The organism is Lewinellaceae bacterium, from assembly GCA_020636105.1.
In the GTDB taxonomy this organism is placed as follows: domain Bacteria; phylum Bacteroidota; class Bacteroidia; order Chitinophagales; family Saprospiraceae; genus BCD1.
The window spans coordinates 989,785-1,004,208 of record JACJYL010000001.1; the positions used below are offsets into that span (position 1 = coordinate 989,785).

The following is a 14,424-nucleotide window of genomic DNA, read 5'->3' on the forward strand; positions in this document are numbered from 1 at the left end:
TTCGGGCGAAGCCCTCTATTTTTTATTTACACACTTAATAGGATACTGTCATTTTTTCAGCCATCTCCCCTAGTTTCGTTTCGATATCAAGTTGTTTACTATTCAATTCCTTGAGTACATTTTCTTCTTTAACCAGGAGTTCATCAAATTTTACAAAATTTCCATCAATTTTTTCCTTCAAATGGCCAATATAAACTTTTAAGTTCCCCGTCACTTCATCGTTGATTCGGGTACGGCCTTTTTGAACTTCCGTGCTAAAACCATCCAGTATTTTTTTTCGCTTGACACTTGTTGACACGCCGGCAAAGATCAAACCGATGGTAGTGAGTACTCCTCCTGTAATATCAAACACCATTCCGTTGGTCACTGCCATCAGGATAACGCCGATAGCCGCCAATCCAGAACCGGCGGCCAGGTTTGGCGACAAGGTTTGTTTATCGGGAAAAAGACTCTTGTCGGTAAAATTTTCCGCCTTGTTAATAAAGGTGGTAAAGGTATCCTGGAGATCACGAAGGACATTGCTGCGCCGTTCAGCAATAGCGCTGAATATTTCGTGGTCATTTCTTAAGATAGTTTCACTGTTCCTTAGCTTCAGGTCGATGATTTTTGCCATTTGCTGAATGCTGTCAGCCAAATCTATCACCCCGTCATTGAGCTTAATACTCAACTCTCCCTGCATATCTTTTTCCAAATTCGCCGCCAGGGTTTCCAGCCATTCTTTTGCAGAAGCCTTTTTACTGAACATAGAAACAACAGAACGCCTCAACAAGGAAAAAAATGACAATCCGGTTGCCAATTCCTTTTCTTTTTCCCTGGTAATACGATCATAGGTGGCAATAAGGTTCTCCACCAGCACATCCACATGCTTATTGGATTTCAATTCCTGGTCCTCCAGGGTATCTTTAATATCCTGTCGGAACAAAATATCCGCTTCCAGTTGTTTGCTTCTTAAGCTGAGTCCTTCAAAAATTCGGGTATTGATGTTCCTTGAGGTATCCACGGTATTCAACAATTTCAATGCGGGAGCTTTTCCCCCGGTAATGTTTTCGTGAATGTAGGCCCGGATGGCGGTAAATCCGCTTCCTGTTTTGTCTCCTTCCAGTTCCTGTTTGGCAGAAACGGCGAAAACCACCGCTTTTTCAATCCCTTTTTTGAGCGCCTGTTCTTTTACCCCGCTGATATTAATTTGTAAATCGTCTTCAGAAAGTAAATCTTTTTGTTGCAACACAAAAATGATCTTTTTGCGCCAATCCTCGTGGATAAAATCAAAGAAATCCCAGGCAGATTGCCGGTATGGATTTTTGGCTTCAAATACAAAAACGATCAGGTCGGAAGCTGGGATAAAACTTTCAGTAATTTCCTGGTGGTGCTCAATGATGGTATTGGTACCGGGGGTGTCAACAATGGCTATTTCCTTGAGAATCTCCACCGGCACCAGTATTCTTTTGAGAAAGGGATTGATATTGATGTATTCTTCTTTCTCCCCATAAAGAATCTGCTGGATAGTATCTGTCATAGGTTGAGGGGCAACCTTGGTGATCTCTCTTTTGGATTCGAGCAACGCATTGACAAAAGAGCTCTTCCCGGATTTGACCTCTCCAACAATTACGAACATAAAGGGGTCGTGAATGCGGTTTCTTAAATCGCTTACCGTTGCAGACAATTCCTTGTGATTGATCTGTATGGTCAGCTCGTGAAGTTCCTTGATCAATTCATCCAATTGTACACGGAAAACACTGAGTTGCTGATTAATTAATGTTGTCATACTGGTAGTGTGGCAGATTTCTGATGATTACAAAATCATAACCTAAAAAGAGATCCCGGAAAATAGTGCTTTTACGAAATCTATTTATTTTCAAAGATAACTAATTGCTTCCGGTCCGGTGCAAAATAATAAATCCAATATGCTTAAACCGGATAAAAAACCATGCTTTTCCATAAAAACCTGTGCATAAGGGATTTCCGTAAAATATGGGTCAGGGACATTAACCTTTGCCCTCGGAGCAATGCTGTTCCTGAAGTCAATGATTCCATCCGGCACTTCCCGATGATAAGTCTCGGTAAAAATCAACTTCGAATCCAGCTCCAATAATCTGTGTATTTTGAGGATCAGCTCCAGATTCCAGTCAAATAAATAGGTATATTGCTGCATAAAATAAGGGCGTAATTCATCCTCATAATAATCAAAAAAAGGAGCATTTCCATAAGCCGAATGAATGGCTTGCCAATGTCTTTTGGCCCATGGTTCATACCACGCTATCTTCGTTTCCCGAATAGGTTGCTGCTCATTTTTTCCCTTTACAAGCGGAATAGATAAACGTTCAAGACCATTTGCGCTGGCGATATGGGCACGGTTTCTATAACTTCCTTTGTTATAGTGTTCGTGTTGTTCGATCAACACCTTTTCAAATCGTTTTAATTTGGAAAAGTATTGAATGGAAGGCAAATACTGAATTTCTAATATTATCGAAGAACCCGTTGACATGATTTGATAAATGATAAAAGTTAAAAAGGAGGCCGCTAAAAAAACCTGCACTGAATCATGCTAAAGAAAAGGCTGGCCCTGGTATTTATCAACTATTCCCTGGCTCAGACTGGAGATTTATTGACTTTAAATTTTCTATTTACTCCGTCAATTCCCCTTATATCCAAGAGCTTTCTTTTCCTTAATGTAGTTCGCCACAGCTTTAGGTACGAGTTGTTCCCAACCTTCTTCTCCTTTTCGCAATTTTTTCAGCGCTGTTTTGGTAAAAATGTGTAAAATCTCTTTTCTAAATTTTCTAATATCGACAATCCTTCCGTTATGCAAAAGATGCTGGTAAAGAAACTTCATATCCGGAGGCGTTTCAATATTTTGGGAGGTCAGCAGTTTATCTTCGGAAGTGGGCTGCGCAGGATACACATAAAGCACTACCTTATTCCGGAATAACTTTCCAAATCCCAGCAAAAGGCTGGTTTCAAAATATTTTTCATATTTTTCGAGGATCAGTTTTTGAACTTTTTTTGCCCCCATTGCGATGCCCAGTTTTTTAAATTTAAACTCACTGAGGTAATCAACAAGCCGCTCGTGCTCCCGGCAATTGGAAACGATCACTGAATGTCCTAGCAGGCTTAACATATCTGCTCTTTCTATGAAGTCTTTTTCATCATTTTTTGCTTCCTCTCCTTTTTGAGCAGGCATCATTTCCGTAAAAATAAATGCATCCTCTCCACTCTTCGCCTCGCATTCTTCGCAAAACTGTTCAAAACCATTTTGGATCAGGTTTTCGGTAACCACGGTAATAGGCCGAAAATTGCTCCTGACCACCATGATATTTTTTTTGTACAAAAAATTGGAAGCATGCATTGTTTCTCCCATGGCATTAAACATCGTAATGGGTGCCAGGTCATGTTTTACAAGCCAATAGGCCAGCAAGCGGTTGTCGAGGTCGAAATCAGGGCCACTCAACCGGACCATATCAATATGAACCCGGCCGCGAATCTCATCTACCAGGGAGCATATCATTTTTTCCGGATCATGGGTATAGGCATAAATCCCATAAAGCAGGTTAACGCCCAATATACCGACAGCAGATTGTTGCTGTGAAGTTGTATTGTCCAGCATCCTGACGTGCAGGATAATATCATTGGAAGGCCCATCCGGTTTGAGTTGAAAACGGATCCCCAACCAACCATTCCCCTGGATGGTCCTGCTAAAATTCAGGGTAGCCACCGTATCTGCAAAAACAAAAAAAGTGCTTTGGGGACGGATTTTACTGAGCCTCTTGGTAAGTAATCCATACTCATGATCCAGCATCTTTTCCACACGGGATTCACAGACATAGCGGCCAGAAGTCTCTACACCGTATATTTCATCAGAATAAGTTTTATCATAGGCTGACATGGTTTTGGCAATAGTTCCCGCAGCAGCTCCCACTTTAAAAAAAATACGGGCCACCTCCTGCCCCGCACCAATCTCGGCAAAAGTTCCGTAGATCTGCTCGTTAAGGTTGATTTCGAGTGCCTTTTGATCGGTATCCAGCATATTGCTTATCGCCATTCGAAGTGTAATTTAATTTTTTTTGCGAAGATATAAAGATAACTGCAGGAAGGCAATATACGGGAAACTACTTTTAAAAGCGGTCCGGTAAAACATCAAATATTCTGACTTTTTTCAAACATTTCGTACCTTTCCATTATGACCAGATATCTTCAACAAAAGACTCTTTTTGCGCCCCAGGTCGATTCCCGGATTGCCGCCAACCTGGGTATGATAGTTGTCATTCCCTGCAGTGATGAAGAGGCACTTTTGTTTTCCCTGATGAGTCTCAAAAAATGTGACCCACCCCAGTGTTCCGTTGAAGTGATTGTCATCATCAACCATAGTGAGAAGGCCGGGGCGCCGATCGTTGAAAAAAACCAAAAAACTTATCAGGAGGCCAGCGATTGGGCCCAAACAAACAGCAGGCCTGAGATGAAATTTCATATCCTTTACCATCCGGATTTGCCATGGAAATATGCAGGAGTAGGTCTCGCCAGAAAGATCGGGATGGATGAAGCTTCGTGGAGGTTGGAAAAAGCCAATAAGCCCGATGGAATCATCATTTGTTTTGATGCGGACAGCAAATGTGAGCGAAATTACCTGACGGCCATCGAAACGCACTTCCAAAATCATCCAGGATCATCTGCCTGTGGAATACATTTTGAACACCCGTTGTCGGGGCCGGAGTTTGACGATACCATTTACCAGGCCATTACGCTCTATGAATTACACCTTCGTTATTACGTGCATGCACAACGTTTTGCCGGATTCCCCTTCGCCTATCAGACCATTGGTTCAAGCATGGCGGTGAGAAATAATGCCTACCAGTTGCAGGGAGGGATGAACAAGAGGAAAGCCGGAGAAGATTTTTATTTTCTGCATAAATTCATTGAGCTGGGCACATTCACGGAGATCATTACCACTAAGGTGATTCCTTCGCCCCGCCCTTCCCATCGGGTACCGTTTGGAACAGGAAAAGCAGTGGCTGCCTTATTGAAAGACAAAATGGCGTACAAAACTTATGCTCCTGAAAGTTTTGAAGCTATAAAAAGCCTGTTTTCCGAATTAAAAAGCTATTACAACCTATCGGCCTCCGACGTGTTCCAGGTTCTCCCTGAACCCGTTGCTGTGTTTCTGCAAACGGTGAATTTTAAAGAAAAATGGGAAGAACTCCACCATCATACCGGTCATTTTGAAACCTTTCAAAAGAGGTTTTTCCGATGGTTCAATGCCTTTATGCTAATGAAATATGTACATTATGCAAGGGATCATTTTTACCCGGATGTGGAGGTGGCAAAAGCAGCCCATAAGCTCCTGGCAAAAGCCGGCCACTCCATGGTTCCAGAGGATGAAAAGAATCTTTTACTATTTTACAGACAACTGGACCTTCAATAAAAACATGAGTCATCCCGAATTTCATCTAATCAGATTAAATTCGGGATTTTTCTTTTACAAAAGAAATAAACCGCAAAATTTAAAACAAGTAACCGCAAAATTTAGAAGTGTTTGGGTCGTGGGTTAGGTGTTTTGCGACAAAAAATGACTTTTTTCCAAAACCCAAACCTTTTGCCCACTCACTTTTACACCTGCCTTCCTGCGTCTGCAGGCAGGTTTTAAATTCCTTGTTTTACATTTTTCATTTAAAAAATAATTCAAATAATCAAAAAATTTCTATTTCAGACAGTTTTTGAAAATTCGGGATGAACTGTGTTCATCTCCAAATTTTTTTCGGAAAATCAGAAAATTTTATTTGGCAAAATAATGTTTTAGTCTGTATTCCGGATCAAATTTTTGTCCAGTTATAGCTATAGTGAAAGCGATTTTCAGCAACTTATTGGCCACCGCAATCATGGCTACTTTAAATGGTTTTTTCTTTGCAATATAGAGTCTTTCAAATAGTTCCTTACATACAGGGTTAAACCTTTTGGCACTTAAAGCACATTCATAAAGTAACTTTCGAAGATAGGATGACCCTAACTTGCAGATGTGTGAAGCTCCCTTAACACTTACTCCTGACTCGTATGTCCGAGGAGCTAACCCCACATAGGCTATCAAAGCTTTATATGATCCAAACTTGGTAAAGCCTCCAGTTATTAGGATTAAGGTGGCTACCGTTTTGGGACCTAAACCGGGAATTGATCGTAAAGAAGCCTCTAATTCTTTGTAATGTTCTTTAATGCTATTATTGATAAGGCATTGTATTTCTTGTAAATGTTTCTCTAATTTTACTATTTGGCACTTTATTATTTCAAGGGCTTCTTTACTGGGGTCTGGTACAAGTTCAAAGTTTTTTTGTTGATTGATTAATGCCGTCTTTTGTTTTGTTAATTGTGCAGAAACTGTCATTAACTGTTGAAGTTGTCTTAAATGTGTCGGTGGAGCTGTCCAACTTTCAGGCTTAAATACTTGGCCATACTGGGCAATAACATAAGCATCTACCCTATCTGTTTTTGCCCTCTTGAGATTCAATCGAGAAAAATACTTTACACGCAAAGGGTTGACTACACTAACACGTTTATCATGCTCAACTAAATATAATGCCAACCCTACATGATAAGATCCCGTTGCTTCTATTATGCATAAGTCCTGATCACTAAGGTTTTTAGCAAACTTTTGCCAACCTTGAGCATCATTATTAAAACGGCTTTCTTCTAATAGAGCCCCTTGTGATAAAACGCAGACATCAAAACTATCTTTTGATATGTCAATTCCTACAAAACGATCAGATTGTTTCATACTAAATCGGTAAATTTGTGTTGATAAAATAACTTCTGTTATGCCTCATCTATCTTACTCAGGCTTTTTGCCTAACAAACTGTCCGAGGTGAAACAGAGAAAAGGAAGCGGGACTGGCTATCCCGAACTGTCTTAATGACAAATGACTCATTATAGTCTTATGCCGCTTCCTTATTTTTTCATTTCAAATTTACCAAATTTAATTTCCTGCCCCTAAGGTAAGATGACTCATGTTTATTGGCTTATTACCAAAGATTTAATCCTTGAAGAAGGAAGTCTCGTTGGTACCACCATTTTGGACATTTTCCAACCTGGCTTTGATTTCATTTGAATCATCAAAACGATCCTGACGCACGAGAATTTCTTTTAACGCTATCAGGGTATTGATATCATTAGGATTGATCTTTTCTGCACTTTGGAAATAAGGAAAAGCCAGATTAAAATTCTCATTCGCCTTGGCTCTCAAAGCGTCTGCATCTTTCATACAGGCTGGCTTGGTGCAATCAGCAAGAATTTTGTTTTCTTCGACAGTATAAAAGGCCCCTTTATTGAAGTACAAGGCTCCCACACTGTAAATAGCGTCAAAGTAGGTTGGATCTTTTTCCAAATCTACTGTGTAGTATTTTAGTGCCTGTGCAAAATATTCTTCTGCTTTTTCTTTATCTCCGGCTTCATTCGCTTTTTGGTATAGGTTGTCGTAAACATTACCCATAGTGGAATAAAGGGAAAGATTTTCAGGTTCTTTCTCAATGGCCATTTCCAACTTGGCAATCAGCTCATTTAAGCGGTTTTCCTTCAGGAAATGGTTAATCTCTGTAAACAGCAGGGATACATCTTCAGGGAATTTTTGTCTTCCTTCTTCGAGATATTTATAAGCTCCTGCAAGGTCTTCTTCCATTTTAAGCTTATAGATAGACTCGTAAACGGCAGGTTTATCTGTTCCTTCGTTGTACATTCTCATGAAGTATTCCAATGCCAGATCATCCATTCCTGCATTGATGGCAGCAAGGGCTGTCACATACACCTGGTCTGAGTAGGCCGTAGCATCGTCCAAATTACTTGGTGCATCTTGTTTTTTCAGCAGATCATGAGCAGTGATGACTGTTTTGAAGTCTTTAACGGCACTTTCAAAATTTTTGTCCTCATAGGAATAAATCCCAAGATTATAAAGGTTTTGCTGGGCAGCCTGGATTCCCTCGCAAGCTTCTTTGATCTGAAATTTTTTCTCGGCCAGCTCAAGTGCTTTGGCATAAGATTCAAAGGCGAGATATCCCGGATCTTCTACCTGGGGAAGCGCTGCTTCTCCCCCCATTCCCAATTGGCGGGAAACCGCTATCTGGGTGGCAATTTCATTGTAGATTTTACCCCTTGTTTCCCAGGTTTTATAATCACCAGCCGTTTCGGTTCCTGTAGTGGCAATTTCAATTTCGTCAACCGCTTCCTGAAGTTTTTCCTTTTTACTTTGATCCAGGTAATAGGTACTGATCGCTTTTGAGGCGTTTTTCAACGCCTTTTTTCCATCCTGAGCCTGGGCAGTTCCAAAAATAAATGCAACTGCGAGAATGGCTGAAATAAGTTTTTTCATAACGTAATAAATTGATTTTTTTATCAAATTAAATAAAGCTAAAGCCTTTTTTCAATAAGACGCATCCAAAGTGAATTAGGCTCTTATCAAAATGTTAAATTAATCTTCAGGATTTGGCTCATCTGTTTTATCAACAGTATTTTCACCCGTATCCTTTATTTCTTCAGTTTCATCAATGATTTCGATAATATTTTCCTCTTCATCACTATGTGGCACAACGGCAACATCTGCGATTTCATCGTTATCATCCACCCTGATCACCCGAACGCCTTGTGTGGCACGTCCCATAACCCGAACATCACTTACAGACATACGGATCATAATTCCAGAACGGTTGGTAATCAAAAGGTCATCGTCATCCTTTACCGCTTTAATGGCGATCAATGCACCTGTTTTATTAGTGATCTGCATCGTTTTCACCCCTTTACCTCCTCTGTTGGTCAAGCGGTAATCATCAAAATCGGAGCGTTTTCCGTTTCCTTTTTCAGAAACCACGAAAATAGTGGTTTCCTTATCCTGCGGATCAATACAAACCATACCAACCACTTCATCCCCTTTTTCGGCGATCCGGATTCCTCTCACCCCGGCAGCAGATCTTCCCATGGCACGAATAGCTTCTTCATTAAAACGAATAGCCATCCCTTTTCGTGTACCCATGAAAATTTCATTATGCCCGTTGGTCAAACGCGCTTCCAGCAACTGATCTTCATCCCGAATGGTAATCGCAATGATTCCACCTACTCTTGGGCGGGAAAAATCCCGTAATGGTGTCTTTTTCACCACCCCGAGTTTCGTCCCAAACATGATAAAGTTATTATCCAGAAAATCTTCATCTTTGAGATCCTTCACAATAATATAAGCCCGAACCTGATCTTCCTTAGGAATGGTAAGAATATTTTGAATCACCCTTCCACTTGAGGTTTTGGACGCTTCGGGAATATCATAAACCCGCAGCCAATAACATTTCCCGCGATCAGTAAAGAGTAACAGGTAATCGTGATTGGTGGCGGTGAACATATGTTCTATAAAATCCTCATCCCTGGTTTTTGACCCCCTGGACCCACGACCACCGCGGTTTTGCGTTTTATATTCAGCAGTAGGGGTACGTTTTATATATCCAAGGTGAGAAATGGTCACGACAACTTCTTCATCCTTGATAAGATCTTCCATCGAAATATCTCCCCCTGCATAGTTGATCTCTGTACGTCGGGCATCCCCATATTTTTCTTTGACCTCAGCAAGCTCCTCTTTAATGATCTCGCGACGAAGTACCTCACTTCCCAGAATATCCCTCAGATGATTTATCGTATTGAGCAATTCATCATACTCGGCACGAATACTGTCCCGCTCAAGTCCTGTAAGTTTCTGCAACCTCAGTTCAAGAATAGCCTTGGCCTGGTGTTCCGAAAGCACTTTGCCTTCTTCGACCATCAGCTCGTCTGTCTGGCTATTGTCAATTATGGTTTTAAATTTATCCCAGAAAGCATCCAGATCATCAATAAAGGCCCCTTTCATCAATCCATCCCGTGCTTCATTAGGCGTCGGTGAATTACGAATCAGGGAAATAACTGCATCAAGATAATCTAAAGCAATCAGCAATCCAACCAGGATATGAGCCCTGCTCAATGCCTTTTTGAGGTCATATTGCGTCCTTCGAACGATGACCTCAAGACGGAAAAGTATAAATTCTTCAATCAGGTCTTTCAGATTGAGCAACATAGGACGCCCACGAACCAGGGCGACATTGTTGATCCCGTAAGAAGTTTGGAGCGCAGTATATTTGAATAATTTACTCAGTACAACGGATGCCATCGCATCACGTTTAATATCAACCACCACACGCAATCCTGTTCTGTCGGATTCGTCCCTTAAGTCGCTGATCCCTTCGATTTTATGTTCATTGACCAGCTCAGCAATTTTAGCCACCAGGTTAGCCTTATTAACCTGGTAGGGAATTTCGGTAATAATGATCTGTTCACGACCATTGTGCTCTTCAATATTCGTACGAGCCCGCAGCAGCACCCGGCCTCGGCCCGTTTCAAAACCCTCTTTTATCCCTTCATAACCGTAGATAATTCCACCGGTAGGGAAATCAGGCGCCTTGATAAATTCCACTAATTCATCGATGGTAATATCAGGGTTATCAACGGTGGCAGACACACCGTCGATCACTTCGCAAAGATTATGTGGCAACATATTCGTTGCCATCCCTACTGCGATTCCGGAAGCTCCGTTTACCAAAAGATTGGGCAGCTTGGAAGGCAAAACCGAAGGCTCGGTGAGGGAATCATCAAAATTTAAGGTAAAATCAACAGTGTCCTTTCCTATATCTGCCAATAATTCATCACTGATTCGTGTCAGACGTGCCTCTGTATAACGCATCGCTGCCGGGCTATCCCCATCCATTGAACCAAAATTACCCTGGCCATCCACCAAAGGGTAACGCAAAGACCAATCCTGGGCCATACGCACCATGGTGTCATATACGGATGAATCCCCATGTGGGTGATATTTACCCAAAACCTCCCCTACAATACGGGCAGATTTCTTATGAGCTTTGTTATAAGGCAATCCCAATTCGGACATTCCGTACAACACCCTCCGGTGTACGGGTTTTAAACCATCTCTTACATCCGGAAGCGCCCTGGAAACAATTACCGACATAGAATAATCTATGTAAGCAGACTTCATCTGATCCTCGATGGTAATTGGTATAATTCTTTGACTTGGAGGCATTTATGTTGATATATTTTAATTTAAATAAAAGCTATGTTCCTTCATTGATACAAAGGCCCAGCAAAGACACACAAAGATAAGAAAAACAAGTAGTTTTTTAGTAAAAAAGAAGCCTTTTTTAAGCCCCCGAACCTTCGCTTAATTGATTGTTCCCAATGAAGGGAAAAGAGAGATGGAGTGCCTTTTTATTGCATCAAAATTCAGTGGTCGTATGGTCTTAAATCTATCCCATTTTGGACACATGAATCATTTTATCTTCTACCAGTTGCACCAGTTCTACAAAATGTGGGTCACGTTTTGTTTCATGGGTACGGTGGAAGGGTAAATCAACATGAATGTGTTCCACAAAATTGGAGGGAGCGGATTTCATGATATAAATATCATCCCCAAGATAAACAGCTTCTGAAATATCATGGGTTACAAAAATAACCGTTGGGTGGAAGGTCAGCCAGATGTTCGCCAGCAAATCCTGCATCTGCAAACGAGTATTTACATCCAGCGCACCAAAAGGCTCATCCATGAGGAGGATTTCCGGATTGGCCAACAAACTCCTGGCAATTGCGACCCTTTGAAGCTGTCCGCCGGAAAGGGTCGGATACTGGGCGAATTTATTTTCATGCCCGGCCAGGCCAACCATTTCAATAATCTCCATCGCTTTTTCATGTCGTTCTTTTTCCTCAACGCCTTTATACAAAAGGGACAAGCTTACGTTGTCGAGGACAGACATCCAGGGAAGAGAAGAATACTGCTGAAAAACCATCCCAACCCTGGTTTTGTTATTGGCCGGAGCATCGTGGATGAGCACTTCTCCTGACGTTGGTTGCTGTAATCCTGCGATATACCTTAACAAAGTAGATTTTCCGCAACCAGACATCCCCAGAATAACGACGAACTGTCCTTGCGCAGGTTTGTCCTCCACAAGAAAATCGAGGTCTTTGATGATAAAGGTTTCTCCCCCATCATAACTTTGACTCAGATTTTTCAACTCAATAATATTCGGGCTGGGCGTATCTGTAAATAAACTCATATTTCTTTAGGAATATTTGGCTTTAAATGCATCTTTAATAAAAACGTTTCCAACCGGCATCAGGATTCCTTGAATTTCCATATCCTGAATTCCCCATAAAGAATAGTGATGATTCCGGTGATTAAAACGATAATCATTATATTCATCAGATAGGCCGGAATGTTGGAAACAAACATAGGGACCAGCACAGCAGCAGTAAACAATGCCAGGATGATATAAATACCACTTGAAGTCTCTTTGGTTCCCAAAAGGCTCTTTTTAAAATACTTATGGGTAAATAACCGCCTGTCGAGGTAGATAAAAAGACGATCCTGCAAAAATCCAATGAAGATAATGACAATGAGAATACCAAAAACCTTATCGATTTGTCCCTGTCGGGCTTTCAGGTAGATCAATCCTCCAACACCGAGTTGTCGGTTGATCAACTCGGCAATAATAATATAGGTCCAGGAGATGGCTGTCAAAACCCTGATATCGTCCATTAAAACGGAAAAAACAGAAGGAAGATATACGGTTTTTATGGTTTGCCAATTGGTTGCCCCCAGGGTGAATACCGTTTTTAGATAGGTATCATTTACTTCATCAATCCGTTGCACCACCACCGGCAATAAAAATACGATGATCCCAAATGCAAGGAAAGCCACTTTCATCTGGTCTTCAATTCCGAACCAAATGATGAACAACCCGGTCAGGGCGGTCAGCGGGAGAAATCGCATCGCATCGACCTGTTTACTGAAAAGCCCCCGAAACAAAGGCACCAGCCCGATCAGGAACCCCATGGGGATGGAAATCAAAACGGCCCAAAAATACCCTTTGAGATTTAACCAGATTGAGTGCAGGGCATTATCGAACAATTTGTCTTTTTTCACCAGCTCCGGGTAGGATTTTAAGACTTTTCCCGGGGTGGGAAGTAATGGATATACTTTTTCAAACTCGGTGGCATTGGCAAATCTTATGGAATCTTCTCTAAAAAGAGAATCCCTGTTAATTTTCACGGCCGTAGTATCAAAAGCAGAAGGTGGATGGGTATCATATTCCACTATAGGTCTTTTCTCTGAAAGGCTTTCAGCAAGTGCCCACCAAATACCAATCAGGATGACGAAACCTGCTATACTCAATAATATGCTTTGCTTTTGATCGAGTTTTCCGTGTAATTGGAACAATGACATTTATTCAATGGTTTATTATTCGCCAAGATAGAAATTCCCGTTGCTTTCTTAAAACTAAATCCATATTATTTTCTTTTTTAATCTACAGATTATGCAGTTTTGCAATGTGCTTTTATAATATTGTTTTTTAACAGCTAAAATGATTCACCGAACCTAATGACTCTTTTGTATTTCTATGTTTCCTTCTTCAAACGCTGGCTTAAGTTTTATTTAAAGGCCCGAACGCGCCATGATGTCCACTCGCCTTTTGTGAGTGAATTCATACAGGAGGTGGTAGAAAACAAACGTCCCTATTACACTTTTTTCATCGTTGAACAATTGCGCAAAAAATTGCTCTCCATCGAGTCCGGGATCAAAATAACAGATTATGGCGCCGGGTCAATGGTCAGAAACAATAATGAACGCACGATTAGTGACCTGGCACGGTTTGCTGCCATCTCCCCTCGATTAGGCCGGATAATTTTCAACATCACCAGGGTCTACAAACCGGAGACCATTCTGGAATTAGGAACCTCTCTGGGCATTTCAACCCTTTACCTGGCGGGGGCGGCTCCTCGCTCCCGTATGATTACTATCGAAGGGTGCCCTGAAACCGCCAAAACAGCTTCCAACAACCTGCGCAACCTGGGCATGTCGAGTATTAGTGTATGGACAGGCCCGTTCAAGGAAAATCTCCTCCCGGCGCTTAAAGACCTTCAACAGTTGGATCTGTTATACCTTGACGGAGATCACCAGAAAGGGGCTACCTTAAAGTACTATAAACAATGCCTGAAATATGCCCACGAACACAGTGTTTTCATCATTGCAGATATCCACTGGTCTTCTGCGATGGAACAAGCATGGGACGCGTTAAAGAGCAAGGAAGAGGTAACGCTTGCTATTGATCTTTTTCATTTTGGGGTATTGTTTTTCAGAAAAGAACTTAAGGTGAAAGCATCCTATTCTATTGTGCCTTACCGATGGAAACCCTGGAGAATGGGATTTTTTTAGGCCCCCCGATAATTATCAATCTACAACTCTGAAAATTGAAAGATCATTTTGAAAATTGGCAGTTAACCCCTAATTTGGCAACCGCAGCCAGGCCTAATGTTTTTCGCGCTTTTGGATTCCAGGTTTCTTGAGTTTTGATTCGGCCGGCTTTTGTAATTAT

At 41.4% G+C, this 14,424-nt stretch carries 10 protein-coding genes; 2 read left to right on the forward strand and 8 right to left on the reverse strand.

Going from position 1 to position 14,424, the window contains the following annotated elements; translation table 11 throughout:
* Window positions 1–34: 34 nt before the first annotated feature.
* From H6571_03555 to H6571_03565, 3 genes are all read right to left on the reverse strand, one after another.
* A complete protein-coding gene (locus tag H6571_03555; GenBank protein ID MCB9322796.1) occupies window positions 35–1,765 on the reverse strand; it encodes a dynamin family protein in 1,731 nt (576 codons plus the stop codon).
* Between the two features lie 90 nt (window positions 1,766–1,855).
* On the reverse strand, window positions 1,856–2,485 hold the full coding sequence (locus tag H6571_03560; GenBank protein MCB9322797.1) for a WbqC family protein: 630 nt from the start codon (window positions 2,483–2,485) through the stop codon (window positions 1,856–1,858).
* 147 nt (window positions 2,486–2,632) lie between these two features.
* Window positions 2,633–4,033, reverse strand: coding sequence for a TonB-dependent receptor (locus H6571_03565; GenBank protein MCB9322798.1), 1,401 nt, complete (start codon window positions 4,031–4,033; stop codon window positions 2,633–2,635).
* Window positions 4,034–4,177: 144 nt separating this feature from the next.
* Between H6571_03565 and H6571_03570 the strand changes: the two genes are divergently transcribed.
* The gene (locus tag H6571_03570; protein ID MCB9322799.1) at window positions 4,178–5,416 is read left to right on the forward strand and encodes a hypothetical protein; all 1,239 of its coding nucleotides are present in this window, start codon (window positions 4,178–4,180) and stop codon (window positions 5,414–5,416) included.
* 351 nt (window positions 5,417–5,767) lie between these two features.
* Here the strand turns inward: H6571_03570 and H6571_03575 are convergent, their stop codons facing one another.
* The 5 genes from H6571_03575 to H6571_03595 all read right to left on the reverse strand — a co-directional run bounded on the left by H6571_03575 (window position 5,768) and on the right by H6571_03595 (window position 13,274).
* The gene (locus H6571_03575; protein MCB9322800.1) at window positions 5,768–6,757 is read right to left on the reverse strand and encodes an IS110 family transposase; all 990 of its coding nucleotides are present in this window, start codon (window positions 6,755–6,757) and stop codon (window positions 5,768–5,770) included.
* 256 nt (window positions 6,758–7,013) lie between these two features.
* On the reverse strand, window positions 7,014–8,342 hold the full coding sequence (locus H6571_03580) for a hypothetical protein (GenBank protein ID MCB9322801.1): 1,329 nt from the start codon (window positions 8,340–8,342) through the stop codon (window positions 7,014–7,016).
* Window positions 8,343–8,441: 99 nt separating this feature from the next.
* Window positions 8,442–11,078 (reverse strand): DNA gyrase subunit A, encoded by a 2,637-nt coding sequence (gyrA, locus tag H6571_03585; protein MCB9322802.1) that lies wholly within the window; start codon window positions 11,076–11,078, stop codon window positions 8,442–8,444.
* A 223-nt stretch (window positions 11,079–11,301) separates the two neighbouring features.
* Window positions 11,302–12,105, reverse strand: a complete 804-nt coding sequence (locus H6571_03590) for an ABC transporter ATP-binding protein (protein ID MCB9322803.1) — start codon at window positions 12,103–12,105, stop codon at window positions 11,302–11,304.
* 59 nt (window positions 12,106–12,164) lie between these two features.
* A complete protein-coding gene (locus H6571_03595) occupies window positions 12,165–13,274 on the reverse strand; it encodes an ABC transporter permease subunit (protein MCB9322804.1) in 1,110 nt (369 codons plus the stop codon).
* 249 nt (window positions 13,275–13,523) lie between these two features.
* Between H6571_03595 and H6571_03600 the strand changes: the two genes are divergently transcribed.
* Window positions 13,524–14,264 (forward strand): class I SAM-dependent methyltransferase, encoded by a 741-nt coding sequence (locus tag H6571_03600; GenBank protein MCB9322805.1) that lies wholly within the window; start codon window positions 13,524–13,526, stop codon window positions 14,262–14,264.
* Window positions 14,265–14,424: the final 160 nt, after the last annotated feature.

Excerpts from the sequence above, each read along its gene's own strand:
- gyrA (MCB9322802.1), bottom strand. The coding sequence starts at position 11,078 with ATGCCTCCAAGTCAAAGAATTATACCAATTACCATCGAGGATCAGATG.
- H6571_03590 (MCB9322803.1), bottom strand. The coding sequence starts at position 12,105 with ATGAGTTTATTTACAGATACGCCCAGCCCGAATATTATTGAGTTGAAA.
- H6571_03580 (MCB9322801.1), bottom strand. The coding sequence starts at position 8,342 with ATGAAAAAACTTATTTCAGCCATTCTCGCAGTTGCATTTATTTTTGGA.
- H6571_03555 (MCB9322796.1), bottom strand. The coding sequence starts at position 1,765 with ATGACAACATTAATTAATCAGCAACTCAGTGTTTTCCGTGTACAATTG.
- H6571_03570 (MCB9322799.1), top strand. The coding sequence starts at position 4,178 with ATGACCAGATATCTTCAACAAAAGACTCTTTTTGCGCCCCAGGTCGAT.
- H6571_03575 (MCB9322800.1), bottom strand. The coding sequence starts at position 6,757 with ATGAAACAATCTGATCGTTTTGTAGGAATTGACATATCAAAAGATAGT.
- H6571_03560 (MCB9322797.1), bottom strand. The coding sequence starts at position 2,485 with ATGTCAACGGGTTCTTCGATAATATTAGAAATTCAGTATTTGCCTTCC.
- H6571_03595 (MCB9322804.1), bottom strand. The coding sequence starts at position 13,274 with ATGTCATTGTTCCAATTACACGGAAAACTCGATCAAAAGCAAAGCATA.